Raw genomic sequence first — 25072 nt, forward strand, 5'->3', positions numbered from 1 at the left:
AAACCCCAATGGAGCGGCGTCAGAAAACCGTGCGCCGCTCCAGCGCCGCGGCGAGGGTCCCTTCGTCGAGATAATCGAGTTCGCCGCCGACCGGCACGCCATGGGCCAGTCGGGTGGTCTTCACGCTGAGAGGCGCGATCAGATCGGCGATATAATGGGCGGTCGTCTGGCCGTCGACGGTCGCGTTGACCGCGATGATCGTTTCGCGGACTTCGCCGCCGCGCAATCTTTCGACCAGCCCCGCGATATTGAGATCGTCCGGCCCGACCCCGTCGAGCGGCGAAAGCACGCCGCCCAGCACATGGTAGCGCGCGCGGAGCAGCCCGGCGCGCTCCAGGGCCCACAGATCCGAAACGGTCTCGACCACGACGAGCAGGCTCCTGTCCCGCCGGACGTCGCGGCAGATGGTGCAGGGATCGCTGGTGTCGATATTGCCGCAGGTCGAGCAAGTCACGATGCGTTCATGCGCGACCCGCATGGCTTCGCTCAGCGGACCGAGCAGTTCCTCGCGTTTCTTGATGAGATGCAGCGCCGCCCGGCGCGCCGACCGCGGCCCAAGGCCGGGCAGGCGCGCGAGGAGCTGCACCAGCCGCTCGATTTCCGGTCCTGCGACAGGCGCCGCCATGTCAGAAAGGCAGTTTGAGGCCGGGCGGCAGCTGCAATCCGCCGGTGACCGATTTCATCTTCTCGGCGGTCGCAGCCTCGGCCTTGGCGCGGGCCTGGGCATGGGCGGAGACGATCAGGTCTTCGAGAATTTCTTTTTCCTCGGGCTTCAGCAGGCTCGGGTCGATCGACAGGCCTTTGAGGTCTCCCTTGGCGGTGAGCGTGATCCTCACGACGCCGGCCCCGGCTTCGCCTTCCACCTCCAGGGCTTCCAGCTCCGCCTGCGCCTCGGCCATTTTCGCCTGCAGGGCTTGAGCCTGTTTCATCATGCCCATGAAATCCATAAGTCTCTCCTTTTAATCGTCGTTGTCATCGACGGGATCGCTGTAATCCGCTTCGGCGTCGGCCAGCGGCGCGCCGGCGGCGTCGCCATTGTCCTTGCCCCGTATGGCTATGATCTGCGCGCCCGGAAAATGCGCCAGCACGCTGGCGATCACCGGGTCCGCCTCGAGGCCGCTGCGGCGCTCGCGCTCTTTGGCCTCGCGGCGCTCGCTCAGCGTCGGCTGGCCGCCAGATTTAACGACCGAAACCATCCAGCGTTCGCCGGTCCAAAGCTGCAACCGCTGCATCAGCGTTTGCGCAAGCTGGGGATCGCCGTTCGGCGCAAGCTCGAATTCGAGCCTGCCGGGCTCGTAGCGCACCAGCCGAACCTGCGATTCGAGGGCGATTTTAAGCAGCGCGTCGCGCTTTTCCGCCGCGAGAGCGACGAGCGCTTCGAAAGTCGCCGGGAGCGCGCCGCGGGGGACGGGAGCGGCCGTGGCCTGCAGGGCGCGGGGAGAGGGTTCGGCGAGGCGTGTCGCCTGCGCCGGAGCGGCGGCGCGCGGTGCGGGCGCCGGAGAGGCGCGAACGCTCTGCGGGGCGACGGCCCCGCGCGCGGCGGCCTGTCCCGCCCCCAGGCCGAGGCGGCGGAGGGCCTCGTCGAGCGGGGGCAGTTCGGCGGCGTGGGCGAGCCGCACCAGAACCATGTCGGCGGCGGCCAGAGGCGTTTGCGAGCTGCGCAGCTCTTCGACCCCTTTGGACAAAATCTGCCAGGCGCGGGACAGGACCGGGATCGAGAGGCGATCGGCGGCGGCCTGGCCCCGGCGGCTCTCCTCCGGCGTCAGCGCGGCCGATTCGGCCGTGTCGGGCGCGACCTTCATGCGCGTCGCGAGATGGGTGAACTCCGCCAGTTCCTGCACCACTTGCGCAGGATCGGCGCCGCCGTCGTACTGGTCCTCGAGCAAGCGCAGCGCGGCGGCGATGTCGCCCGCCATCACCGCCTCGAACAGATCGATGACTTTCGCCTTGTCCGCGACTCCCAGCATCGCCCGCAGATCCTCCGCGCGGATGCTCGCCCCGCCATGGGCGATGGCCTGATCCAGCAGCGAAAGGGAGTCGCGCACCGAACCTTCGGCGGCGCGGGCGATCATCGCCAGCGCTTCGGCTTCGATGGAGACGCCTTCGAGATCGCAGATCCTGCGCAGATGCTCGCTCAGCAGGGCGGCGTCGATGCGCCGCAGGTCGAAACGCTGGCAGCGCGAGCGCACCGTCACCGGCACCTTGTCGATTTCGGTGGTGGCGAAGATGAATTTGACGTGCTCCGGCGGCTCCTCCAGGGTTTTCAAGAGGCCGTTGAAGGCGGCCTTGGAGAGCATGTGCACTTCGTCGATGATGTAGACCTTGGTGCGCGCCATCACCGGCCGGTAGCGGGCGTTGTCGATGATCTCGCGCACGTCGTCGATGCCGGTATGGGACGCAGCGTCCATTTCCAGCACGTCCACATGCCGCGATTCGATGATCGCCTGGCAGTGGACGCCGAGCTCGTCCATGTGGATCGTAGGCCGCGTCACGGCCGGGCGGCCGTCCTTCTCGGGCAGTTCGTAATTGAAGGCGCGCGCCAGAATGCGCGCGGTGGTGGTCTTGCCGACGCCGCGCACGCCCGTCAGCAGATAGGCCTGATGGATGCGGTCCAGATCAAAAGCGTTCTGAAGGGTCCGCACCATGGGTTCCTGGCCGATGAGATCGGCGAAACTGCTCGGGCGGTATTTTCGGGCCAGCACGCGATAGGCGGGCGCAACGCCGGAAGGCGGCGGCGCGGCGCTCGAGGATGGCGCCTCCGATTCAGGGGGCTCTTGGTTCATCTTCCGCTCGCGGCTCTTTGAACTCGAACGGCGTCGTTCGAGCGAAAGCGTATCGACGTTTTTGAAAATTCGCTCTGGCCGAGGCTGCAGCGCCATCGCGCGCAAGGCGCGTCTTGCGCCGCCGTGAGCGCGAAAGTGGGAGGTTGGACGAAGACCCGCCCGATCTCGTTAGGGCTGCTTCCTTCCGGACCTGACCCGGTTGGCGAGTGGAACGTCCACCGCCAACCTCCCGGCCTCTATTTGGCAAATGACGGCTGCGATTGCAAGCGCCAGAGTGATCGCGACCCCGTCAGGCCGCCCCGGGAGGCGCAAGGCCGGCGTCTTCCGCCTTGGGTTTCTCGGCCTCCGCCCGCGCAAGGGCGTTATAGCGCCGCAGGCCGAAGGGAATCGCCGCGAGATAGGCGACGCTGAGGACGGTGAGGACCTCCATCGGATAGATCGCCAGCAGCAGCAGGGTCACGCCGGCGCCGAACAGCAGCGGAATGATGAGGTCGCGAGAAATCTTGCCGACGCGCTTCCCGGACAGATGCGGGATCGGGCTGGCCATCAGAAAGGCGATCAGCAGCACGTAAAGAATGTAGATGACCACGAAGCCCTTGGAGGTCGGAAGCTCCATGGCGGAAAGATGCAGATAGAGCGGCAGCAGCGCGGTCACAGCGCCGGCCGGGGAGGGCATGCCCACGAAGAAGTCGGCGTGCCAGGCGGGACGGGCCGGGTTCTCCGCCATCACATTGAAGCGCGCGAGCCTCAGGGCGCAGGCGATGGCGAAGGCGAGAGCGGCGAACCAGCCGAAATCCTTGATCTCATGCAGGGCCCAGAAATAGAGCAGCAGGGCCGGCGCCACGCCGAAATCCACGAAATCGGCGAGCGAATCGAGCTCGGCTCCAAAACGCGAGGTTCCTTTAAGGGCGCGCGCGAGCCTGCCGTCGAGCCCGTCCAGCACCGCAGCGGCCATGACCGCGAGCACGGCGGTTTCAAAGCGGCCGTCGACCGCGAAGCGGATCGCGGTCAGACCCATGCACAGCGCCAGCAGCGTGACGAGATTGGGCAGCACCACGCGGATCGGAATATTGCGAAAGCGCAGGCGGCGCCGCTCCAGCGGGCTCAACGAGCCGAAGGAGAAGTCGAAAGATTTTTCTTCGCTCATTTTCTGGCTCGCATCTTTGGCGGGCTCTTTCCGCTCAGATCGAAGCGGAAAGAGCCCGGGGGTCAGCCCGCCTTGAAGGAGAGCGCGGGCGTGCTGGTGGTGAGGTCCGCGAGCACGGTTTCGCCGGCTATGGCGCGCGAACCTATCGCTACGGTGGGCTTGGCGTGGGTCGGCATATAGACGTCGACGCGCGAGCCGAAGCGAATGAGGCCGAAGCGGTCTCCGACGCCGAGGGTTTCGCCTTCCTGCGCGAAACAGACGATGCGGCGGGCGACGAGCCCGGCGATCTGCACGACGCCGAATCGGCCCTGCGGCGCGTCGATGACGAGCCCGTTGCGCTCATTGTCTTCGCTGGCCTTGTCGAGGTCGGCGTTGACGAAGAGGCCGGGGCGGTAGGCGATTCGGGCAATGCGTCCGGTGATGGGGGCGCGATTCACATGGCAGTCGAAGACGCTCATGAACACGGAGACGCGCTGCATCGGCTCGGCGCCGAGTCCGAGTTCGGCCGGCGGCAGAAAGAAGCCGATCGAGCAGATCACGCCGTCCGCGGGGGAAACCACGAGGCCTTCGCGCAGCGGCGTCACCCGCGGGGGATCGCGGAAGAAGTACACGCACCAGGCCGTAGCGATGAAGCCGATCCAGCCCAGCGTCGGGGAAAGCCAGTGGAGGACGAAAGCGACGATGGCGAAGCCGGCGATGAAAATATAGCCTTCCGGATGAACCGGGACGAGCGATTTGCGAACGGAATCAATCACCGACATGAAATCTCTCTCCCGTGCTTTGGCGCCTTGCGCGCGCGCAGTCGCGCCCGAGCGGAAAGCCGGACCAGGGCGCCGACCCGCGGACCCCGGCGAGAGGTCGCCGGCGGCCCGTTCGATTTAACCGCGCTGTATTGCCATTTTGCGTCGCCAAAGTCACGGGGCGCGCAGACTGCCGACCACGTCACGATATCGCCCCCCGTGCTTCGAGACGCCTGCTTCGCAGGTTCCTCAGCATGAGGGGCTTCTTCGCCTGCCAGTTCCTTCATAGCCCTCATCTCGAGGAGCGAGATGTGCTCGCGTCTCGAAAAACGAGGCCGCCTCAGAGGTTTGCCAATAGACCGGGAGCCCGCAAAGCGAGCCAGAACTTCACGCCTTGTCGAAGAATTTGCGCGGCTCGTAGGGTTTCTCGTCGCGCCATTTCGTCATCAGGGCCTCGTATTCCGGGTCGGAGGCCTCAGGGGACATGAGTTTCAGCGAAACATAGAGATCGCCTGCAGGCTTGCCGTCGGACGCCGGAAGGCCCTTGCCGCGCAGCCGCAGCGTGCGGCCGCCGTTGGAGCCGGCCGGGATCGTGAGCTCGACCTTGCCCGACAGGGTCGGCGCGGCGATCTTCCCGCCCAAAGCGGCTTCATAGAGCGTGACCGGCAGATCGAGACGCAGATCGCGGCCCTCCACCCGGAAAAAGGGATGCGGCGCGATCTTCACGGCGATGAGGGCGTCGCCGGCTTCGCCGCCGATCGGCCCCGGCTGCCCCTGGCCGCGCAGCCTGATCTGCTTGCCGTCTTCTATGCCTGCGGGAATCTTGACGTCCATCGTGCGGCCGCTCGGCAGCACGACGCGCGTCGAGCCGCCGAGGGCCGCCGTTTCCAGCGGTATGGTCGCGGTGGCGGCGACGTCCTCTCCGCGGCGGGGCGGCGGCGCGCCCGCGCCTCCGCGGCCGCGCTTCGCTCCGGCGCCGAAAAGATCGGCGAAAAGGTCCGAGGGGTCGAAGCCGGCCCGGCCTCCGCCGCCGCCGAAATTGAATTCATAATGCGATCCCGGCCCCGCGCCCGCCCGTCCGCCGAAGCCGCCGGGGCCGGCGCCGAATCCCTCGAAACCGGCAAAGCGCGGCTTGCCGTCGGGGCCGATTTCGCCCCGATCGAACTTGGCCTTCTTTTCCTCGTCCCCGACGATCTCATAGGCCGAATTGACCTCGGCGAAACGCTCCTTGGCCTTGGGATCGCTCTTGTTGTGGTCGGGATGGTATTTTTTGGCGAGCTGCCGATAGGCTTTCTTTATCTCGCTGGCGGTCGCCGAGCGGGCGACGCCCAATACTTCATATGGATCTCTCATGTTTTCCCGCAGGCCCAATTTGTGCGGCCGTCAAAATCGCTGCGGCCGCTCACGTCTCTTGTGCTATTTGGGCTTGATCCCGTTCTGGCGCAAGCGCAGGCGGGAGCTCACGGTCAGCTTCGTCTTCTCTCGCCCGCCGCAGGGTCGCAGCCCCTGGAGCGAGCTTGCGGGTCGCTTCGTCGACGCTGTGAAAAATGCGTCCCTCGCCAAGGGTCGCCATCACGCCGAATCTTCCGAGCGCATCCTGGGCGCGTAACGATTCGAGCCGGGCGATGGCGAAGTCGATCTTGTCCTTGCGGCACTGCGCGATGGCCGCGTTCAGGATTCGCGCGGCGGTGAAGTCGATTTCGACGATGCCGCTCGCCTCCAGCACCACCAGCGCGAGGCTTGGGCCGGCGTCGGCTATTTTCTTCTCCAGGTCCTTCTGAAAATCATAGGCGTTGAGGAACGACAACGGGCCCTGATAGGCGACGACGATGACGCTCGAGAGCTTTTCCCCGGTTATGGCGGGGCTTTGCGGCCACCACACGGAGGAGTCCGGCAGCCGTTCATATTCGATGAGGCGGCTGCGCGTCGTGGTGAAGACGCCGTGGAGCAAGGACAGCGTGATCGCAAGCCCGACGCCGGTCTGCACCGGCAGCATGGCGACGCCGAGCACGGTGGCGACGGCGAGGCCGAATTCGGCCCTGGTCTTGCCGGCGATGTCGCGAAACTCGCGCAGCCGCGAGATCCGCCCTGCAACGAACAGCAGCACCCCGGCCAGGGCCGCGGCCGGGACCTTGCCGAGCGCATCGGCGCCGTAAAGGCCCGTCATCACGACCACGCCGCAGGCGATCAGGCCGGAAATCTGGCTCCGCCCGCCGGTCTCCGCGACGACCGCCGTGCGCGGCGGGCTCGCATTGACCGGGAACGCGCCCAGGAATCCGGCGAGGGCGCTGCCCGTCCCAAGGCCGATGAAGTCGCGGTCGATGTCGGGCCGCTCGCCCGCGTCGCCCGGAAAAGACCGCGACGTCGCCGCAGTCTGGACCATCACCACCATGGAGACCACCACCGCAAGGCCGATCACATGCGAGAGCTGGTCCAGCGTGGGCGCGGGAAAGGAAAAATGCGGGGCCTCGAAGGCGACGCCGCCGACGACCGCGACGCCTTTGGCCTCGAGCCCGAAATGGTCGACCGCGACGGTCGCCGCGGCGAGGGCGATGAGGGCGCCGGGGATGCGCGGACTGATCCGCTCGGAAATCTCGATGACGGCGAGGCAGAACAGGCCGATCGCCAGCGTGAGGAAATTGGTTTGCCGGATTTCGTGGGAGAGGGCGACCAGGCGGTCGTAGATTTCGCCATGGCCCGCGGGAAGGCCGAGCAGGGCCGGCGCCTGCGAGACCACGATATGCACGGCGATTCCGGCAAGAAACCCGGTCATGACCGGGATCGAGAGCAGATCCGCGATCCAGCCGGCCCGCAGCAATCCGGCGAGGAGGAGAAAAGCGCCGATCAGCAGCGCCAGCACGGCGGCGAGAAAGCCGTATTCGGGCGAATCGGTCGAAACCACCAGCGCCAGCGCACCCGCAAAAATGGGGGTGATGGTCGAGTCCGCGCCGGATGACAGGAGCCGGTTGGAGCCGAAGACGGCGAAGGCCACGGAGCCGGCGATGAAGGCGAGAAAGCCGACATAAGGCGGAAACCCGCCGAGCCGCGCCGTCGCCATCTGCTCGGGAATGGCGATGGCGGCGAGCGTCAGCCCGGCGAGAAGATCGTAGTGCAGCCCGGAGAGCCGAAGGCCCCGGAAGGAACGGAAGATCGGCCAGTCGAATGCGGGCTCGGCTTGCATGCTGGAAACGCCTTCAGTGGCGCCCTTCGCCCGGGGACCCGGACGCGCGGCGCGAAAGCCCTGAGTCCTTCGCTATTCGGTCTTCTCGGTCTTTTCCTCGGGCTTGTCCGCCTTTTCGGCCTTGGCGGCCTGCTCGATCTTGAAGAGGGCGGGATCGGGCGTGCGTTTCTGGTCGATGTTGAACAGCGACAGAAGCGTCTGGTTGCCCTGAGGATCGGTGATCTGCCACTGCTTCAGCTTGAAGGTCTTCGGGTCGAAGATCAGCTTCAGATAAGAGGTGCCGCCGAAGGTGGCCTTGTCCTCCACCGAGACGATGACGCCCGAATCGTCCGACGAAACATCCAGGACCTTGACGTCGGTCTCGAGGTCGATCTTCTCCTTCATCAGGAATTTCAGAGGCGTCTGGTTGATGAAATAAAGGTCCTGGGTCTTCATCTTGCGGTCGCGCACCATGACCTGCACGCCGTCGGAGACGACCTCCAGAGTCGCGGGTTCCGCATATTCGAAGCGGACGCGTCCCGCCCTCTGGACATAGAGCTTGCCTTCCGAGCGCCTGCCGTCGGCGCCCATCTGCACGAAATCCGCGGTCATCACGGGAGAGGCGTTGAAAAAGGCGTTGGCGCGCTTGACCGCTTCGGCCCTTTCGACCTTGCCGGGCGGCAAAGGCGGGAGTTCCTGCTCCGCTGCGGCCGCGGGGGCCGTCTTGTCGCCGGCGGCGGGCGCCGCGGCCTGAGCCGGAGCGGCGGGCTTCGTCTTTTCGGCGGCGGCGTGAGGCTTGGCCGGTTTGGGCTTGGCGGGGGCGGCGGCCGGCTTGGGCGGGGTCGTTTTGGAGGAATCTTCCGCCGGGGCGGCGCCGCTCATGGAAAGGGTCAAAGCGAGGGCCAGCACGGCGCAGGAGAGGTTTTTCACGGGGGCGTTTTCCGAGGGGTCGAATCAGAATCGATTATCCGCCCATTTATGGGCTAGCGAAAAGCTATCAAGGAAATACGCCGGTTCCGTGGTTTTTGAGGGAAGCCGATGGCTTCCCTCACTCCGCCGCCTCGATATCGAAGGCGCCGCGGTCGATCCCGCCGCCGACGAGGATTTCGCGCTTGCCGGAGTGGCTCGGCGGGCTGACCACGCCCTCGCGCTCCATCTGTTCGACCAGAGAGGCGGCCTTGTTGTAGCCGACCGACAGGCGGCGCTGGATGTAGCTGGTCGAGCATTTCTTGTCGCGCAGGACGATGGCGACGGCGCGGTCGTAGAGATCGCCGGATTCTTCGGCGTCCATCGAGCCCGGGCTCGCCGCCGGCGCCTCGCCGGCCTCGGCGGGCTCGTCCTCGGTGGTGATGGCGTCGAGATACTGGGGCTGACCCTGGGTCTTGAGATAGCTCACGATATGCTCGACCTCGCCGTCCGAGACGAAGGGCCCGTGCACGCGCGAAATGCGCCCGCCGCCCGCCATGTAGAGCATGTCGCCCTGTCCAAGCAGCTGCTCGGCGCCCATCTCCCCGAGAATGGTGCGGCTGTCGATCTTGCTCGTCACCTGGAAGGAGATGCGGGTGGGGAAATTGGCCTTGATCGTGCCGGTGATGACGTCGACCGAAGGACGTTGCGTCGCCATGATGAGGTGGATGCCGGCGGCGCGGGCCATCTGCGCGAGGCGCTGGATCGCGCCTTCGATATCCTTGCCGGCGACCAGCATGAGGTCGGCCATTTCGTCGACGATGACGACGATATAGGGCAAAGGCGCGAGATCCATTTCCTCGCGCTCGAAGATGGCTTCGCCGGTTTCGTGGTCGAAGCCGGTCTGGACCGTGCGGGTGATGACCTCTCCCTTGGCGCGGGCCTCCCCGACGCGGGCGTTGAAGCCGTCGATGTTGCGCACGCCCACCTTGGACATCTTCTTGTAGCGGTCCTCCATCTCGCGAACCGCCCATTTCAGCGCCACGACCGCCTTCTTGGGATCGGTGACGACCGGCGTCAGCAGATGAGGAATGTTGTCGTAGACCGAAAGCTCCAGCATCTTGGGATCGACCATGATCAGCCGGCATTCCTCGGGCTTCAGCCGGTAGAGCAGCGACAGGATCATGGTGTTGATCGCGACCGATTTGCCCGAGCCCGTGGTGCCAGCGACCAGAAGATGCGGCATGCGGGCGAGATCGACGATGACGGGCTCGCCGCCGATGGTCTTGCCGAGCGCGATGGCGAGCTTGTGCTTGGAGGTCGCGAAATCCTCGCAGGCCAGCAGTTCGCGCAGATAGACGGTTTCGCGGCGCTGGTTCGGCAGTTCGATGCCGATGGCGTTGCGGCCGGGCACCACTGCGACGCGGGCCGAGACCGCCGACATGGAGCGCGCAATGTCGTCGGCGAGGCCGATGACACGGGAGGATTTTATGCCCGGTGCGGGTTCGAGCTCATAAAGCGTCACCACCGGACCCGGACGCACATTGATGATTTCGCCCCGCACAGAGAAATCGTCCAGCACGCCCTCGAGGTTGCGGGCGTTCTGCTCCAGCGCGTCCTGGGAGATCTTGGCGCCGGCAGAGGGCTTTTTCGGTTCGGCGAGAAGTTCGAGTTCCGGCAGCCGGTAGGGGCGGGACGGAGCGCCCTTGCCCGCCGGCGCTGCGGCGCGCTCGCGAATCACTTGCTTTCCCCCCGTCGCGGCCGCGGCGGGAACCACCTGGCCGGGGGGGCTGACGACGAGCCGGGAAGGCGGAACGGAAGCGTCGGCGCGGGCGGCGGTCCGGGGCCGCGCCGGCGGTTCATCGGCGTCGAAATCGTTCAGATCGCCGAATATCGGCTCCCGGCGCTCATGGAGACCGGCGTTTGAAGGAGAGAGGTGGTCCTGCTGGTCCGGGGTCGGGCCGGCGGCGATCCTGCGGGCCGAGCGCAGCTTTTCGAAACTGCGCCGCAGAAAGGCTTTTACGGTGAGAACGGCGTGGAGGGCGGCTCCGACCGATACGATCGCGACGCCCGGCTCGCCGGCGGCGTCCTCGTCGTCGTCCTCCTTGGCCGGGCGTTGCAGCGGTCGAGACTGTTCCTCCTCGGAGTCGAGCCTCAGATCGCTCTCGCTCTCGAAACCGTAACCGGCCGCGCCGGTCAGCGCCAGAATGGCTCCCACGATCGAGAGAAGGCCCGTGATCGCGACGGCGATCCTGGCGCCGCCGGCGAGATGGCGCGGGAGAGCGAGGACGGCGTCGCCGACGACGCCGCCGAGGCCGGTCGGCAGCGGCCAACGGTCGGTCACCGGCAGAAGCGAAGCCGTGACGGCGGCGGAAAGCACGCCCACGATCCACAGCATGAACCGCAGCCCCGAACGCTCGACGCCGCGATGGGTGAGGAGGCGCATTCCGATCGCCGCGACCGGGAGAATGGCGGCTATGGTCGCCACCCCGAAGAGCTGCATGAACAGATCGGCGACGATCGCGCCCGGCGCGCCGAGAAGATTATGGACCCGCCCATCGGTGGCGTGGTTGAGCGATGGGTCCCGCGCCGACCAGGTGACGAGCGCCGCCGTCAGGGCTCCGCAGGCCCCGAGCGTGGCGAGCCCGACGGCTTCCGCCGCGCGCCGCCGCGCGAATTCGCGAAAGGTGTCGGATGCGGACCCAAGACTTTGGCTGCGCGTCATGATTTCCATCAAGCCCGTGTTCGCTGCTGGTCTCGCCCGCGCCGCCGCAAAAGCCCGCCGGCTTTCGCGAGGCGAGGGCGCGCTGGGCGGCGAGGCGCCGTTTGCCGCGATAATGAACGCGCCGAGGAAATTTACCGTTAAGAGGAGTTAACCGGAATCTGGAGCGCGTTGTCGCAGAATTTGACGGCGATCTGCCGGAAAATGCGCTTCAACTCGTTGATGTGGCGGGATTTCATGTCGGCAGGACGGTCCGGGCGGGCGGCAAGCGCGCCGGTTTCAGCCCTTGGCCGCGATCTCCTGCGCCGCCGCGAGTTCATGATCCTCCCGACCGACCTTGCGGGCGGAGGGGCGCGACGCGATGCGCTCGAAATAGGCGGAAATTTCGGGCGTTGTGGGAACAAGCCCGAAAATGGTGGTCCAGCGCAGGGCCGTTCCCCAGAGCAGGTCGGCGGCCGTCAGCCTGTCGCCGAAAAGATAAGGTCCGCCCGCGAGCTGCGACCGGACGGCCGAAATCACGGCGTCGTAATCGCCATAGGGGCTCATGGCGCGCGAATCGGGAGCGCGCTGCTGCGAGCGGTCCACGATCGCCGGCTCGAAAGCCGAACCGTAAAAGGCGAGCCAGAGCAAATAGGGGCCGCGCAAGGGATCGCCGATGGCCGGGGCCAGTCCCGCATCCGGAAAAGCGTCGGCGAGATAGATGTAGATGGCGACCTGCTCCGTCACCACGGCGTCTCCGTGCTTTATCGCCGGGACCTTGCCGAGCGGATTGACGGCGAGATATTCGGGCTTGAGCTGATCGCCGAGCTTGAGGTTCAGAATATGCAGGCGATAGGGCGCCCCCAGCTCTTCGAGCAGGATGCGAACGCCCGAGGAGCGTGTGCGCGGCGCGTGATACAGGGTCAATTCGGGCGTATCGGACATATCTGGTTCCTCGCAGGCAATGGGGTCCAGATAGCGCGGCGGCGGGATCAAAATAATGGCGCCCGCAGCGCCGCCTTCATTTTTTGCGGGCGGACCTTCTTCGAGGCTGTCATTTGGCGAGGTTTCCTGTCGATTGGACGTTTCCGTCCGATCGGAAAGCGCATCTTTCCGACGGGAGAATTCTGATCGATCGGACTTTCGGTCCGATCGGAAAACGCGCTAAATCATCGCCATGACTTCCCCCGCCCGGTCCGCCGACGCTCCCCCGGAGGATAAATTCCCCGAAGACGAGGAGGATTTCGCTCTCGAGGAAAGCTCCGGGGTCGACCTCTCTGACGAGGCCGAGACGCCGGAGAGCGTGAAGCGCGGCATCGCCGTGATCAGGAGCTACTGGAAGAACGCGCCCAACGGACCCGGGGTCTATCGCATGATCGCCGAAAACGGCGACGTGCTTTATGTCGGCAAGGCGAAAAACGTCAAAAAGCGGGTGGCGAGCTACACCCGCCTCGCCGGCCATGTGAACCGCATCGCCCGCATGATCGCCGCGACCGCGAGCATGGTGTTCATTTCCGTGGAGACGGAAACCGATGCGCTGCTGCTCGAAGCCAATCTGATCAAGCAGCTCAAGCCGCGCTTCAACGTACTGATGCGCGACGACAAGTCGTTTCCCTATATTTTGATCGCGCGCGACCATGAGGCCCCGCAAATCACCAAGCATCGTGGCGCCCGCGCGCGAAAAGGCGATTATTTCGGTCCCTTCGCCAGCGCATGGGCGGTCAATCGGGCGCTGAACGCTTTGGAGCGCGCTTTTCTGCTGCGCTCCTGCGCCGACTCATTTTACGAGAACCGCACCCGCCCCTGCCTGCTCTACCAGATCAAGCGCTGCGCCGGCCCCTGCACCGGAGAGATCAGCATCGCGGACTATGCCGAGCTGGTGCAGGAAGCGCAGGACTTCCTGACCGGCAAAAGCCGCAGCGTGCGCGAGCATCTCGCCGCCGAAATGACCGCCGCCGCGGAGCGGCTGGAGTTCGAGCGCGCGGCGCGGCTGCGCGACCGCATTTCGGCGCTCTCCGCCATTCAGGGCGCGCAGGGGGTCAATCCGCGCAGCGTCGAGGAGGCCGACGTCTTCGCCATCGCCAAGGAAGCGGGGCGTTTCTGTATCGAGGCCTTCTTCTTTCGCGCCTATCAGAACTGGGGCAATCGCGCCTATTTTCCGCGCGCCGACCAGAGCCTTTCCGAAGAAGAAGTGCTGGACGCATTTCTGACCCAGTTCTACGGCGAGCATCCTCCGGCGCCGCTGGTGCTGCTGTCGCATAATATCGAAGATAAGGACGTCCTGGAGGACGCTCTCTATGTGCGGGCAAAGCGCCGCGTCGAGGTCGCAACGCCGCAGCGAGGCGAGAAGCGCGAACTGGTGGAGCACGCTCTCACCAATGCGCGCCAGACCATCGGGCGCAAGCTGGCGGAAGACGCCAGCCAGGAAAAGCTCCTCGCCGCAGTCGGGTTGCTGTTCGGGCTCGAAGCTCCCCCGCGGCGAGTCGAGGTCTACGACAACTCCCACACCGGCGGCGCGCAGGCGATCGGGGCGATGATCGTCGCCGGTCCCGCCGGCTTCATGAAGGCGCATTACCGCACATTCAACATAGCGGGCGAAGCGATCACGCCCGGAGACGACTACGGGATGATGCGCGAGGTTCTGTCGCGGCGCTTCGCCCGGCTGGCCAAGACCGGGGAGCGCGAGGAAGACCCCGAGGCTTTTCCCTCGAAACCCGATCTCATTCTGATCGACGGCGGGCGCGGGCAGTTCGACGCGGCCTGGGAATCGATGAAGGCTTCGGGCGTCGAGGGCGTCACCATCGTCGGCGTGGCGAAAGGCGTCGACCGCAATGCTGGGCGAGAGACGTTTTTTGCGGAAGGCCGCGAGCCTTTCCGCCTGCCGCCCCACGATCCTGCGCTTTATTTCATCCAGAGGCTACGGGACGAAGCGCATCGCTTCGCGATCGGAACTCATCGCGCACGCCGCAAAAAGGCTTTCACGAAAAATCCGCTCGACGAAATCGCCGGCGTGGGGCCTTCGCGCAAACGAGCCCTGCTGCTCGCTTTCGGCTCGGCCAAGGCCGTGGCCGGCGCGGCGCTCTCGGACCTCGAGAAAGTGCCGGGCGTGAACAAGGCGACGGCGCGGCTGGTGTTCGACCATTTTCAGCGCGGCGATTGATCCCGCGCGCCGAACCGGCATCCACTGCGGCTGGAAACGCTTTTAGAACTTGTATCCGATCTTCGCCAGCACGCTGCGCGGCGGGCCGGGGAAATAGATGCCGGAGCTCGAGCTCTGCTGATAATAGCCGTTGTTGATGAAGCCGATGTAGTGCGTATCGGTGATGTTCATGATCGACAGGCTGGCTTCGAGCGTCCCCCAGTCGAGCTTATGGGTATATTTGCCGGTGAGGTCCAGAGTGGCGTAGCCGGCGAGCGGCTGGAATCCTGAGGTGTCGCCCGAACGCGAGCCCACGATGTGCAGGATCGGCGTGAAGGTGAATTCATCGACGCGCCAATTGGCGCCGAGGGTCGAGATCCAATAGGGCACATCGGGCAATTGTCGGCCGACCACCTGGGCCGAATAGACCGTCGCCGCCGACGCGCCGGGGAGCACCGGCAGGTTCTGGAGGAATTCGAGGCGCTGATAGCCGAGCGAGGCGAAGAGATCGACCGTCTCGATGGGGGAGTAATGCGCCATGAGCTGTCCGCCATAGCCTTGCGCTTCGCCGACATTCTGGCTGAAGGGCACGCCGACGCCCGGATCGTAGGAGACGTTCTTATTGTGGTTGCGCGAGTAATAGGCGGTGGGCTCGATGAAGCCGGAGCCGAACCAGTCGGAGAAGGACCAGTGCAAGCCGAGATCGAGCTGTGTCGAGGTCTCGGGCCGAATCGTATGCCAATATTGCTCGGCGGTAATGCCCTGCTTCATGAACGCGTTTGCGTTTTGCTGATAGGCCGGCCAACCGTCGTAGCTCCCCCCGCCATAGCCGCCGCCGCCGCTGAATTTCAGCTTCAGGTCCTTGGCGAGGTCATAGGAGAGCGCGCCGTAGGGGAGGAATGTCCCGACGGTGAAGCCGGTCACGCTGCGGTTGGGGATGACGCCGGAAGAGAGCGCGAGCGCGGTGTCGTAGGGCAGGCCCGTGACGCCGTTCGCGTTATACTCGTCGATGCCAGCCATATGCTCCCACACGTAGCGGGCGCCGGCTTCGAGATGCAGGGGGCCGAAATCGCGGGCGGCGACGCCATAGGCGGCGTTGAAGTTGTGAGAGCTCTTCTGCTGCGCGAGGACCGACCATGAGCCGCCGGTGAGGCCGCCGGCGGCGTTGGGCTGGAACATCTGCCATTCGGTGGGCGGGCCCGGCAGGTTCTGGACGCCGTACCAATGGCCGACGGTCACGTCCGTATCGGCGACTCGCGACTGGATCTCGCTGACCACCCCGTACATGTCGTGGTCGATCAGCCATTTGCGGACCATGCCATTGGCCATGCCGTCGAGGTAGTAGCCGTCCTCGCGATAATAATAGGGCTTGACGACGACGCGCGTCGCCTCGTTCAGTCGCAGGCTGAACTCCGAGAACGCGGTCCAAATGTCGAAATGCTGGAGATTGTAGCCGTAGTAATTGTTCATCTGGCTCGGCAGCGAGCCGGGAATGGCGGCGAAGTCGAACCAGCGGTACACGCCGAGATTGCTGGCCTGATCATAGGTCAGGCCGCGATAGGTGTTGCCGTCGAAGCTGGTCTTTGCCGCGAAGATCTTGGCCTCGAAGGCCTCCGTCGGCCTCGTGTCGAGGCCGAAGTTGAAATCGCCCTTGCCTTGCGGCGATTTTCCGGACCCTCGCCATTTGTCGGCGTCGACGAAGGAGCCGGAGAGAAAGGCCTTGGTCGTTCCGTTGAGGATCGTCCCGGTGTCGACGCGGGCGAATGTGCGCAGGAAGCTGAAGGAGCCGACGCTCTGCGAGATTTCACCGCCCATTTTTTCTTCTGGCCAGCGAATCTGGCTGTCGAACGCGCCGCCGACGGTGAAATAAGCGTTCACGTTCGAGGGCATGGGGCCCTCGTGAAGGACGATCTTGCTCAGGTTTTCGTTGTCGATCAGAAAGGTGGATCCTGGGCCAGGATCGATCCCGGACAGGGGCAGGCCCTCCACCGTTCCGGTGCTGTTGCCGTGCTGGCTGACCTCGCCGCGGATGCGCAGGCCCTTGTTGCCGCCGGGAATATTGGCGAGGCCGTAAGGGTCGATCTCCGGGGCGTCCACCGAGGGCAGACGGGAGATGCCGCGGATCGGATTGGTTCCGCCCCCGCCGGAGGCGAGGTCGATCCCCTGCGCGCCGACGGCGTATTCGGTGGCGGCCGCATCGCGCGGCGTGTCCATGATCGTGTTTTTGGACGTTTCGGCGGAAGTTGTCGCGCTCGGCGTCCGCCCTGAAGCCCCCGCGCCGCCGATGTCGATCGCCGGCAGAGCCTGTTGCGCGTCGGCGCAGTTCGAAAAAGCGAGCAGCGCGGCGAGTGAGCCGCTGGCGAGTAGGCGAGCCCGGAAGCCGCAGCTCGGAAGGGACTGTCTGGCCGACGCGGTGCGCTTCATGACGTTTCTGCCTCTCTGCCCGGCGATCTCGGGCGCGGCTGCTCGGTCCGGTGGGCTTCCCGGAGCAGGCTTCGACCCGTCGATTCGCAATATAGTTCTTTTACTTAATTTGCTCAGGCGGAGCTTTACAAGGACATTGAGTCGCCACAATGCGCGATATTTGCGCATAAACCGAAATAATCTGAGCGAACGTCAGGCAGATGATCGCTTTGTCGGCGGGCGTGATAAATTAGATACATCACGGTCGGGGGCGGCCCGCGCTCGGCCGCCGAGACCGGCGATCTGGGCGCGCGCCCCGGGGAGGGGCGCGTCCGCGCCCTGGGGCGGCGCTGGGGCTTGTCAGAGTATTAGCCGAAACATCGAAAGCCTCGGCCGTGTCTTCGGCTGATCTTGCACAAACATTTGTCTAGGCGCCGCTTCTATAGCCTTGTCCGTCCGCGCCTCAATTATCTATATAGCAAAATTATATTACGTTCGAAAGCCGCGCCCGAACAAGGCTGGCGCCCCGAGGTGTCCCCATGAAAAAATCCGTTCTGTCAATATTGGCCGTCGCCGTGTCGGGCGCTTCCGCAGCCGCTGCGGATCTGCCCTCGCGCAAGGCCCCGCCGATCGTTCCCGTGACGGCTCCGCCGCTTTGGACGGGCCTCTACCTCGGCGTCAACGCCGGCTACGCCTTCAGTGGAAGCTCTGACGTCGATGTGGGGATATACCGCATCACATCGCTCGCTATGGCGCCGCCGACCGGTCTTTCCGTCGCCTCGGCGATCGGCGCCGGCGGTCAATATTCGGCGAACGCCGACGGTTTCATCGGCGGCGGCCAGATCGGCTATAATTGGCAGTTTTCCGGCAATTGGGTGGTGGGATTCGAGGCGGACATCCAAGGCGTCGCGGGCGCCAGCCAGAAGACGACGAGCAGCAACGCGTTCCAGCCCGCTCCGCAGCAATTCCAGATGATCGCCACGACGGTGACGGCGACGAGGAGCCTCGACTATCTCGGCACGGCGCGAGGCCGCATCGGCTATCTCGTCACGCCGACCCTGCTGGTCTTCGGCTCCGGAGGTCTCGCCTATGGCGGCGTCGGCTCGAATTTGGGCATTTTCCAGGCCGTGACGACAGGCATGCCGGTCAATCCCGGCTTCGGCTCCACAGGCGGCTATTCCACCACGCGCGTCGGCTGGAGCGCCGGCGGCGGCCTGGAATGGATGTTCCTGCCGAAATGGAGCGCAAAGCTCGAATATCTCTATTACGACCTCGGCTCCTTCACTTATCCCGGCTCCTGGCTCGGAGCGACCCACACGTTCGACGGCTCGGCGCTGTTCATCAACGGCGTGAGCGCGACGACGCGATTCGACGGCCATATCGTCCGCGTCGGCCTCAATTATCACATCGATTGGGGAATTCCGGCGCCGACAGTCGCCAAATACTGAACGACCGTCGGGGCGGCGAGAGCCGCTCCGCCTATCATCATCTCCACGTTAAAATTCGGGGCATGGCGGAGTTCCCGTCGAGGGCGATAAAGAACGACCTGACGTTCTGCGTCTCGATTCGACGACGCTCGTAACCGCCCGCTTCGCTCGAGAATGTTCTACGCGCCGCCGCAGACATGTTCGGAATCGGGCAGCTTCCAACTCTTCTTGGTGCGCAGGTTGGTCGTGTAATAGACCTTGCCGCGCGTGTCGCCCGGCGGGCAGTTCAACGGCGTACTGATGAAACACATGCGTACGCGGTCCCCCTTGCGCGATTCTTCGATCGCCGGCACGGTTTCATAGGAAACCTGGTAGCCGCCGTTGGAAAAGCGCACGGCGCTGCCCGAATTCGGAATCGGCGCAGAGCCGTCGACGAGCCGCGTCTCAACGGCGTCGACGATGGTCACCACGCATGCGCCGACGCGGGTCGGCAAGGCGCCGCCGTTTTCGGCGCAGGCGGGGTTTGCGATCAAGGCGAGGATAATCCAGATCAGGCGGCTATGCGTCATTTCGGCCCCTTCGAAAGGCGTAAGCTCATTATCCCATATCACAATGCGCGGCGACGGACCGCAACGGCGCTCCCGATGCGCTGCTGTTGAAGCGCGTCCCGGGCTGGATTGTCAGAGTCCCTACAATGTGGGTTAGCCGACAGGGGGAAGCCCTGTTTTCCCTTGTTTTCGGCCCGTCTCCCGGGTTGGCATGACGGTTGCTTCTCGTCCGGCAGCAAAAATCATCGGACGGAGCGTCACAATGATCCAACTCACGGATAGCGCTATGAGTGCAGTAAGGTCGGCGATTGCGGGCGCTGGGCCCGACGTCGAGGGCCTTCGCATCATGGTGGAGGCCGGCGGCTGCGCGGGGTTCAAATATATGATGGGTCTCGTCAACGAGACCAACCCGAGCGATCTCCTGATCGAGCGCGACGGCGTCAAGGTGTTCATCGAGGAAGGCAGTCTCCCTTACCTCGAGGGCGCCAAGGTCGATTTCGTGATCAGCCTCGAGGGATCGGGCTTCACCTTCGACAATCCGCAAGCCAAGTCGAGCTGCTCCTGCGGCAAATCCTTCGGCTGACCGGATCCTGAGGAGAGGTCGCGATGTGGGACTATACCGATAAAGTCAAAGATTACTTCTTCAACCCGAAGAACGCCGGCGTTCTCAATGAAGCCAACGCCGTGGGCGAAGTGGGCGCCATCGCCTGTGGAGACGCGCTGAAGCTGATGCTCAGCGTCGATCCGGAAAGCGAGGTCATCCTCGAAGCCAAATTCCAGACTTTCGGTTGCGGTTCGGCCATCGCGTCCTCATCGGCGTTGACCGAGATCATCATCGGCAAGACCCTCGATGAAGCGCTGAAGATCACCAATCAGGACATCGCCGATTTTCTGGGCGGCTTGCCGCCCGAGAAAATGCATTGCTCCGTGATGGGTTACGAGGCGCTTCAGTCGGCGGTCGCAAATTATCGCGGTGAAGTCTGGAAGGACGACCACGAAGAAGGCGAGCTGGTCTGCAAGTGCTTCGGCGTCGACGCGGGTCTGATCGAACGCGCGATCAAGATGAATAAGCTGACCACGGTCGAACAGATCACCGATTACACCAAGGCCGGCGGCGGCTGCCTCACCTGCTTCGACAAGCTCGAGGAGATTCTCTCCAACGCCAATGCGGAGATGGTCGCGGAAGGCCTGCTGGCAGAGCACGAGGCCTATCGCGTCGGCGCGGCCGATCCCAAGAAGTTGAAGGAAAAAGCGCAGGCCGCCAAGGCGCAGGCGGCTCAGGCCCCGCAGCCCCAGCCGCAGCAGACGCTTACCCAGATATCTCCTCTGGCGCCGATGTCTCCGCTGCCGCCGCCTTCGGCCGGAATGACCAATCTGCAGAAGATCCGCATGATCGAAGAGATCATCGAGGAGCTGCGTCCCCATCTGAAAAAAGACGGCGGCGATTGCGAGCTGGTCGATGTCGACGGCTCCAATGTTCTCGTCAAACTCTCCGGCGCCTGCGTCGGATGTCAGCTGTCCAGCGTCACACTCTCGGGAATTCAGGAGCGGCTGATGGCCAAGCTCGGTTTCCCGGTCCGCGTCGTGCCGGTCGGCCGCAACGCGCATTAACGGAGCAGGCCATGAAGCCGGTTTACCTCGACAATAATGCGACGACGCGGGTCGATCCGGAGGTCGTCTCGGCGATGCTGCCGTTCTTTTCCGAACAGTTCGGAAATCCGTCGTCGATACATTCCTTCGGCGCCAGCGTCGGCGCCGCGGTGAAGACGGCGCGCGGCCAGTTGCAGGCTCTGCTGGGAACGGCTCACGATCACGAGATCATCTATACCTCCGGCGGCACCGAGGCGGACAACACCGCCATACTGTCGGCTCTGGAATCCCTGCCGGACCGCAACGAGATCGTGACCAGCAAGGTGGAGCATCCGGCGGTCCTGTCTCTTTGTCAGCACCTCGAAAAGACCGGGCGCGCCAAGGTTCACTATATCGGCGTCGACTCGCTCGGCCGCATCGACATCGAAGCCTATCGCGCCGCCCTTTCGGACAAGGTGGCGCTGGTGACGCTCATGTGGGCCAACAACGAGACCGGCACGATCTTCCCGATCGAAGGCTTGGCCGATCTCGCCAAGGAGCATGGCGCCCTATTCCACACCGACGCCGTGCAGGCGGTCGGCAAAGTGCCGATCTCGCTGAAGGACAGCTCGATCGACATGCTATCTCTTTCCGGCCACAAGCTGCATGCGCCCAAGGGCATAGGCGCCCTCTACGTCAAGCGCGGCGCGCGCTTCAAACCGCTTCTGCGGGGCGGGCATCAGGAGCGCGGACGCCGCGCCGGCACCGAGAACACTCCGGCCATCATCGGACTCGGCAAGGCCGCGGAACTCGCGCTCGCGCATATGTCCGAGGAACAAACCAGGGTGAAGGCGCTGCGCGACCGTCTCGAGGGCGGGCTGCTCCAGCGCATCCCCAATTGCTTCGTCAACGGCGACCTCCACGACCGCCTGCCCAACACCTGCAACATCGCTTTCGAATATGTGGAGGGCGAGGGCATATTGCTGCATCTGACACGAGCCGGAATTGCGGCGTCATCGGGCTCCGCATGCACTTCGGGTTCGCTGGAGCCGTCGCATGTCCTGCGCGCCATGAACATCCCCTTCACCGCGGCGCATGGATCCATTCGCTTCTCGCTGTCGCGCGACAATGTCGACGAGGACGTCGATCGCGTGCTGGAGACCATGCCGGGCATTCTGGAGAAGCTGCGTGCGCTGTCGCCCTTCTGGACCGGGGACGACAAGGGCGGAAAAGAATTCAAGCCGGTTTACGCCTGAGGCGCGCCCGTGAACAAGGATCGGACCCGAATCTACATCAACGATACGACGCTGAGGGACGGCGAACAGGCTCCCGGCGTCGCCTTCACCGCCGATGAAAAGCTCGCGATCGCGCGGGCCCTGGCGGACGCCGGCGTCGACGAGATCGAGGCCGGCACCCCCGCCATGGGCGCCGACGAGATCGAAGCCATCGGCGCCATAGCGTCGGAGGGTCTGCCCTGCCGGGTGAGCGCCTGGTGCCGGGCGGTCAAATCGGATGTCGACGCCGCGTTGAGCGCCGGCGTGAGCCATGTCAACATTTCGACCCCGATGTCGAGGCTGCAGATCGGCGTCAAGCTCAACACCGACGTCAGGGGCGCCGCCGAGCGCGCGCGGCAGGTGGTGGCTTACGCCGTTTCCAGAGGCCTGTCGGTCGCTCTCGGCGGCGAAGATTCCTCTCGCGCCGATCCTCGCGACATCGGCGAGATTCTCCGCGCTGCGGCGCAGGAAGGCGCGACGCGCTTCCGCTTCGCCGATACGCTCGGCCTGCTCGATCCCTTCGCGGCCTATGAATCGATCAGGCATGTGACTCAGGAAACCGATCTCCCGATCGAGTTTCACGGTCACGACGACGTAGGCCTCGCCACTGCCAACACACTGGCGGCGATCCGGGGCGGCGCCAGCAACGCCTCGGTCACCGTGCTCGGTCTCGGAGAGCGGGCCGGAAACGCGGCTCTCGAAGAAGTCGCCGCGGCTCTCGGCCATGTCTGCGAGGGACGCACCAATATAGACCTCAAGAAGCTTCAGGGTCTCGCCAGGATCGTCGCCGCAGCCTCGCAAAGAAAGATCGGACGCGCCAAGGCGATCGTCGGTTCCGACATCTTCACCCATGAATCGGGTATTCATGTCGCGGCGCTGCTCAAGGACGCACGCACCTATCAGGGACTCGACCCGGCGGCGCTGGGCCGGCGCAACAAGATCCTGATCGCGAAGCATTCGGGCCTCGCGGCGATCGCCAGCCGATGCGAGGAGCTCGGCGTCGTGCTGGATCCTGCCGCCGCCGCTCGCGTGCTCGATCAGGTGAAAAGACGCGCCCGGGCCAAGAAGCCTCCGTTCAGCAGGGCTGAATTCAGCCGCGTGATCGAACGCGCCCGTCATGAGAGTGCGCATCAGGCGACGCACGCCGGAACCAGAGGCCTGTCATGAACGCGATCGCAGCGCTTTTTCCCGCGGTGAAGCTGGCGCCTCCGGATTTCGTGCAAACGCTGCGCGAAGACATCGGATGCGTCTCGCAAAGGGACCCGGCGGCGCGCGGAAAGCTCGAGACGCTTCTGCTCTATCCCGGCGTGCACGCCGTTCTGTGGCACAGGCTGGCCAACCGGCTGTGGCGGGCCGACTATAAATTCCCGGCCCGTTTCGTCTCGTGGTTTTCGAGACTGGTCACCAATATCGACATACATCCCGGAGCCGCCATCGGCTCGCGCCTCTTCATCGATCACGGCGCAGGGGTCGTCATCGGCGAGACCGCGGTGATCGGCGACGATGTGACGATCTACCATGGGGTGACGCTGGGCGGCACCTCATGGTCGGGCGGCAAGCGCCATCCGACCCTGGAAAACGGCGTGCTGATCGGAGCCGGGGCGAAGATCCTGGGGCCTGTGGTCGTCGGCGCGGGCGCCCGGATCGGCGCCAACTCGGTGGTGATCGAGGACGTGCCGCCGGAGATGACGGTGGTCGGCATACCGGGTCGCATCGTCAGGGACGAGCCTCGTCGACGCAACATAAACGGTCGCATCGATCTCGCGCATCACCTGATCCCGGACCCGGTGGGCGACGCTATCTCGACGCTGATCGACCGGATCGCCTTTCTCGAGGCGCGACTGGCGCATGTGCAACTCAAGATGAACGAAGCATCGCCCGCGGTTCAGGCGGATGTAGCGAAGGAAGGGACACAAGGTCATGAGCATCCTTGACGAGCTGCGCAAACTCTCCACGGCCGAAGAGTTCTTCGAGGCCCTCGGCGTGGAATATGACCCCGCCGTCGTGCGCGTGGCGCGGCTGCATATTCTGCGTCGCATGGGCGAATATCTGCACAAGGGCGGCGTCGACGAAACCAGCGACGCCGAGGCGCGTGCGGCCTGCCAGGATTTCCTCGCGAAAGCCTACGCCGATTTCGTCGCCTCCTCTCCGATCCAGGAACGGGTGTTCAAGGTGCACAAGGATGCGGTGAAGCCGACCGAGCCGCCCAAAAAGCAGTTCGTCGCCTTGAACCTCGGCGGCGGCGGATCGGCCGCTTAGGATCGCGCTTGCTCGGCCGAAACAAAGAGGCGGCGCGCGGGGCGAACCTGCTTCGCGAAATTGCCGCGTCCGGCTTTTTGCGGCGCAGGTCCCGGCGAAGCCAAATATGCGGGGATCGCCCCGCTGTAGAACCAGACAAACAACCGAAACAAGGAGATGCGCCGTGAAGATACTGGTGTGCATCAAGCAGGTGCCGGACAGCGCTCAGATACGCGTGCATCCCGTCACCAATACGATCATGCGCCAGGGCGTGCCGACGATCATCAATCCCTATGATCTGTTCTCGCTTGAGGAGGCGTTGCGCCTGCGGGACAAATTTGGCGGAGAAGTGACAGTCCTGACAATGGGCCCTCCGATGGCGGCGGATTCGCTACGCAAGGCCCTGGCTATTGGAGCCGATCGCGCCGTGTTGCTCACGGACCGTTTCTTCGCCGGCTCCGACACTCTCGCGACGACCTATGCTCTGGCCCAGGCGATCCGCAAGATCCAGGAGGTGTTCGGCGAGCAGGACATCGTCTTTGCAGGAAAGCAGACAATCGACGGCGATACCGCGCAGGTCGGTCCCGGCGTCGCCAAGCGCCTCGAACTGCTGCAGCTCACCTATGTCTCGAAAATCGAGAACTGCGAGCCGGAAAAGCGCGAGATCATCGTAGAGAGGCGTGCGGAAGGCGGCGTGCAGATCCTGCAGACCAAGCTCCCCTGCCTGATCACGATGCTCGAAGGCACCAATGAAATCCGCCGCGGAACGATCGACGATTCCCTGCGCGCCGCCCGGGCCGAGATCGTGACCTGGAGCGCGAAGGACGCCGGCATCGCGGACCTCACGAAATGCGGCCTGAAAGGCTCGCCCACGATCGTCAAGAAAGTGTTTGCGCCGACCCCGCGCTCTGATCGCGCAGCCTTGATCGAACCGGCTAAAACGGCCGCAGAATCGGCCGAGGCGTTGATTGGCGCGATTTTCGCTAAGAAAGCGTCGCTCGAAAGCGATATGGCCAAATTGGCGAGCGGTTCCTAAG

21 protein-coding genes and 1 other RNA gene are annotated in these 25072 nt (G+C 64.7%); 9 read left to right on the forward strand and 13 right to left on the reverse strand.

Annotated elements, in window-relative coordinates:
• Positions 1-19: 19 nt before the first annotated feature.
• From recR to H2LOC_RS19795, 11 genes are all read right to left on the reverse strand, one after another.
• The gene (gene recR, locus H2LOC_RS19745; protein ID WP_136494380.1) at positions 20-625 is read right to left on the reverse strand and encodes a recombination mediator RecR; all 606 of its coding nucleotides are present in this window, start codon (positions 623-625) and stop codon (positions 20-22) included.
• Between the two features lies 1 nt (position 626).
• Positions 627-947 carry a YbaB/EbfC family nucleoid-associated protein gene (locus H2LOC_RS19750; protein WP_136494381.1) on the reverse strand — a complete coding sequence of 107 codons (321 nt, stop codon included), beginning with the start codon at positions 945-947 and terminating at the stop codon, positions 627-629.
• A 12-nt stretch (positions 948-959) separates the two neighbouring features.
• Complete coding sequence (locus tag H2LOC_RS19755; RefSeq protein ID WP_136494382.1) at positions 960-2783, reverse strand: DNA polymerase III subunit gamma/tau; 1824 nt, start codon at positions 2781-2783, stop codon at positions 960-962.
• A gap of 134 nt (positions 2784-2917) precedes the next feature.
• Positions 2918-3014, reverse strand: an RNA gene (gene ffs, locus H2LOC_RS19760) — signal recognition particle sRNA small type.
• A gap of 58 nt (positions 3015-3072) precedes the next feature.
• A complete protein-coding gene (gene pssA / locus H2LOC_RS19765) occupies positions 3073-3930 on the reverse strand; it encodes a CDP-diacylglycerol--serine O-phosphatidyltransferase (protein WP_136494383.1) in 858 nt (285 codons plus the stop codon).
• A gap of 62 nt (positions 3931-3992) precedes the next feature.
• Positions 3993-4808: a phosphatidylserine decarboxylase gene (locus H2LOC_RS19770; protein ID WP_425487347.1), complete on the reverse strand. Its 816-nt coding sequence runs from the start codon at positions 4806-4808 to the stop codon at positions 3993-3995.
• 249 nt (positions 4809-5057) lie between these two features.
• Positions 5058-6023, reverse strand: a complete 966-nt coding sequence (locus H2LOC_RS19775; protein WP_136494385.1) for a DnaJ C-terminal domain-containing protein — start codon at positions 6021-6023, stop codon at positions 5058-5060.
• Between the two features lie 49 nt (positions 6024-6072).
• A complete protein-coding gene (locus tag H2LOC_RS19780) occupies positions 6073-7851 on the reverse strand; it encodes a SulP family inorganic anion transporter (RefSeq protein WP_136494386.1) in 1779 nt (592 codons plus the stop codon).
• Between the two features lie 72 nt (positions 7852-7923).
• Positions 7924-8760 (reverse strand): outer-membrane lipoprotein carrier protein LolA, encoded by an 837-nt coding sequence (locus H2LOC_RS19785; RefSeq protein WP_246206911.1) that lies wholly within the window; start codon positions 8758-8760, stop codon positions 7924-7926.
• Positions 8761-8878: 118 nt separating this feature from the next.
• Positions 8879-11470, reverse strand: coding sequence for a DNA translocase FtsK (locus H2LOC_RS19790; protein WP_425487348.1), 2592 nt, complete (start codon positions 11468-11470; stop codon positions 8879-8881).
• 267 nt (positions 11471-11737) lie between these two features.
• A complete protein-coding gene (locus H2LOC_RS19795; protein ID WP_136494388.1) occupies positions 11738-12382 on the reverse strand; it encodes a glutathione S-transferase family protein in 645 nt (214 codons plus the stop codon).
• Positions 12383-12614: 232 nt separating this feature from the next.
• Here H2LOC_RS19795 and uvrC point away from each other — a divergent pair, with 232 nt between their 5' ends.
• Positions 12615-14597 carry an excinuclease ABC subunit UvrC gene (gene uvrC, locus H2LOC_RS19800; RefSeq protein ID WP_154331736.1) on the forward strand — a complete coding sequence of 661 codons (1983 nt, stop codon included), beginning with the start codon at positions 12615-12617 and terminating at the stop codon, positions 14595-14597.
• A 42-nt stretch (positions 14598-14639) separates the two neighbouring features.
• Here the strand turns inward: uvrC and H2LOC_RS19805 are convergent, their stop codons facing one another.
• A complete protein-coding gene (locus H2LOC_RS19805; RefSeq protein WP_162009806.1) occupies positions 14640-17000 on the reverse strand; it encodes a TonB-dependent receptor in 2361 nt (786 codons plus the stop codon).
• 518 nt (positions 17001-17518) lie between these two features.
• On the opposite strand from H2LOC_RS19805, the gene H2LOC_RS19810 reads away from it, so the two are divergent.
• Positions 17519-18427 (forward strand): outer membrane protein, encoded by a 909-nt coding sequence (locus H2LOC_RS19810; RefSeq protein WP_136494389.1) that lies wholly within the window; start codon positions 17519-17521, stop codon positions 18425-18427.
• 158 nt (positions 18428-18585) lie between these two features.
• Here the strand turns inward: H2LOC_RS19810 and H2LOC_RS19815 are convergent, their stop codons facing one another.
• Positions 18586-18975, reverse strand: a complete 390-nt coding sequence (locus H2LOC_RS19815) for a hypothetical protein (protein ID WP_136494390.1) — start codon at positions 18973-18975, stop codon at positions 18586-18588.
• A gap of 241 nt (positions 18976-19216) precedes the next feature.
• Between H2LOC_RS19815 and H2LOC_RS19820 the strand changes: the two genes are divergently transcribed.
• The 7 genes from H2LOC_RS19820 to H2LOC_RS19850 all read left to right on the forward strand — a co-directional run bounded on the left by H2LOC_RS19820 (position 19217) and on the right by H2LOC_RS19850 (position 25071).
• Positions 19217-19537 carry a HesB/IscA family protein gene (locus H2LOC_RS19820; protein WP_136494391.1) on the forward strand — a complete coding sequence of 107 codons (321 nt, stop codon included), beginning with the start codon at positions 19217-19219 and terminating at the stop codon, positions 19535-19537.
• A 23-nt stretch (positions 19538-19560) separates the two neighbouring features.
• On the forward strand, positions 19561-20565 hold the full coding sequence (gene nifU, locus H2LOC_RS19825) for a Fe-S cluster assembly protein NifU (RefSeq protein ID WP_136494392.1): 1005 nt from the start codon (positions 19561-19563) through the stop codon (positions 20563-20565).
• Between the two features lie 11 nt (positions 20566-20576).
• Positions 20577-21779, forward strand: a complete 1203-nt coding sequence (gene nifS / locus H2LOC_RS19830; protein WP_136494393.1) for a cysteine desulfurase NifS — start codon at positions 20577-20579, stop codon at positions 21777-21779.
• Between the two features lie 9 nt (positions 21780-21788).
• On the forward strand, positions 21789-22964 hold the full coding sequence (gene nifV, locus H2LOC_RS19835; RefSeq protein WP_136494394.1) for a homocitrate synthase: 1176 nt from the start codon (positions 21789-21791) through the stop codon (positions 22962-22964).
• Entirely contained in the window at positions 22961-23731 is a 771-nt protein-coding gene (cysE, locus tag H2LOC_RS19840) for a serine O-acetyltransferase (RefSeq protein ID WP_136494395.1), read from the forward strand. The genes nifV and cysE overlap by 4 nt, the downstream gene beginning before the upstream one ends.
• Positions 23718-24056, forward strand: coding sequence for a nitrogenase stabilizing/protective protein NifW (gene nifW / locus H2LOC_RS19845; RefSeq protein WP_136494396.1), 339 nt, complete (start codon positions 23718-23720; stop codon positions 24054-24056). Before cysE ends, nifW begins: the two co-directional genes overlap by 14 nt.
• 163 nt (positions 24057-24219) lie before the next feature.
• Entirely contained in the window at positions 24220-25071 is an 852-nt protein-coding gene (locus tag H2LOC_RS19850; protein WP_136494397.1) for an electron transfer flavoprotein subunit beta/FixA family protein, read from the forward strand.
• Position 25072: the final 1 nt, after the last annotated feature.

It is taken from the genome of Methylocystis heyeri (assembly GCF_004802635.2).
Lineage (GTDB): Bacteria > Pseudomonadota > Alphaproteobacteria > Rhizobiales > Beijerinckiaceae > Methylocystis > Methylocystis heyeri.

Coding starts and splice junctions, on each gene's coding strand:
- H2LOC_RS19795 (WP_136494388.1), bottom strand. CDS start 12,382: ATGTCCGATACGCCCGAATTGACCCTGTATCACGCGCCGCGCACACGC.
- H2LOC_RS19775 (WP_136494385.1), bottom strand. CDS start 6,023: ATGAGAGATCCATATGAAGTATTGGGCGTCGCCCGCTCGGCGACCGCC.
- H2LOC_RS19750 (WP_136494381.1), bottom strand. CDS start 947: ATGGATTTCATGGGCATGATGAAACAGGCTCAAGCCCTGCAGGCGAAA.
- H2LOC_RS19755 (WP_136494382.1), bottom strand. CDS start 2,783: ATGAACCAAGAGCCCCCTGAATCGGAGGCGCCATCCTCGAGCGCCGCG.
- H2LOC_RS19815 (WP_136494390.1), bottom strand. CDS start 18,975: ATGACGCATAGCCGCCTGATCTGGATTATCCTCGCCTTGATCGCAAAC.
- nifS (WP_136494393.1), top strand. CDS start 20,577: ATGAAGCCGGTTTACCTCGACAATAATGCGACGACGCGGGTCGATCCG.
- cysE (WP_136494395.1), top strand. CDS start 22,961: ATGAACGCGATCGCAGCGCTTTTTCCCGCGGTGAAGCTGGCGCCTCCG.
- H2LOC_RS19810 (WP_136494389.1), top strand. CDS start 17,519: ATGAAAAAATCCGTTCTGTCAATATTGGCCGTCGCCGTGTCGGGCGCT.
- nifW (WP_136494396.1), top strand. CDS start 23,718: ATGAGCATCCTTGACGAGCTGCGCAAACTCTCCACGGCCGAAGAGTTC.
- uvrC (WP_154331736.1), top strand. CDS start 12,615: ATGACTTCCCCCGCCCGGTCCGCCGACGCTCCCCCGGAGGATAAATTC.
- H2LOC_RS19790 (WP_425487348.1), bottom strand. CDS start 11,470: ATGGAAATCATGACGCGCAGCCAAAGTCTTGGGTCCGCATCCGACACC.
- recR (WP_136494380.1), bottom strand. CDS start 625: ATGGCGGCGCCTGTCGCAGGACCGGAAATCGAGCGGCTGGTGCAGCTC.
- H2LOC_RS19805 (WP_162009806.1), bottom strand. CDS start 17,000: ATGAAGCGCACCGCGTCGGCCAGACAGTCCCTTCCGAGCTGCGGCTTC.
- H2LOC_RS19780 (WP_136494386.1), bottom strand. CDS start 7,851: ATGCAAGCCGAGCCCGCATTCGACTGGCCGATCTTCCGTTCCTTCCGG.
- pssA (WP_136494383.1), bottom strand. CDS start 3,930: ATGAGCGAAGAAAAATCTTTCGACTTCTCCTTCGGCTCGTTGAGCCCG.
- H2LOC_RS19820 (WP_136494391.1), top strand. CDS start 19,217: ATGATCCAACTCACGGATAGCGCTATGAGTGCAGTAAGGTCGGCGATT.
- nifU (WP_136494392.1), top strand. CDS start 19,561: ATGTGGGACTATACCGATAAAGTCAAAGATTACTTCTTCAACCCGAAG.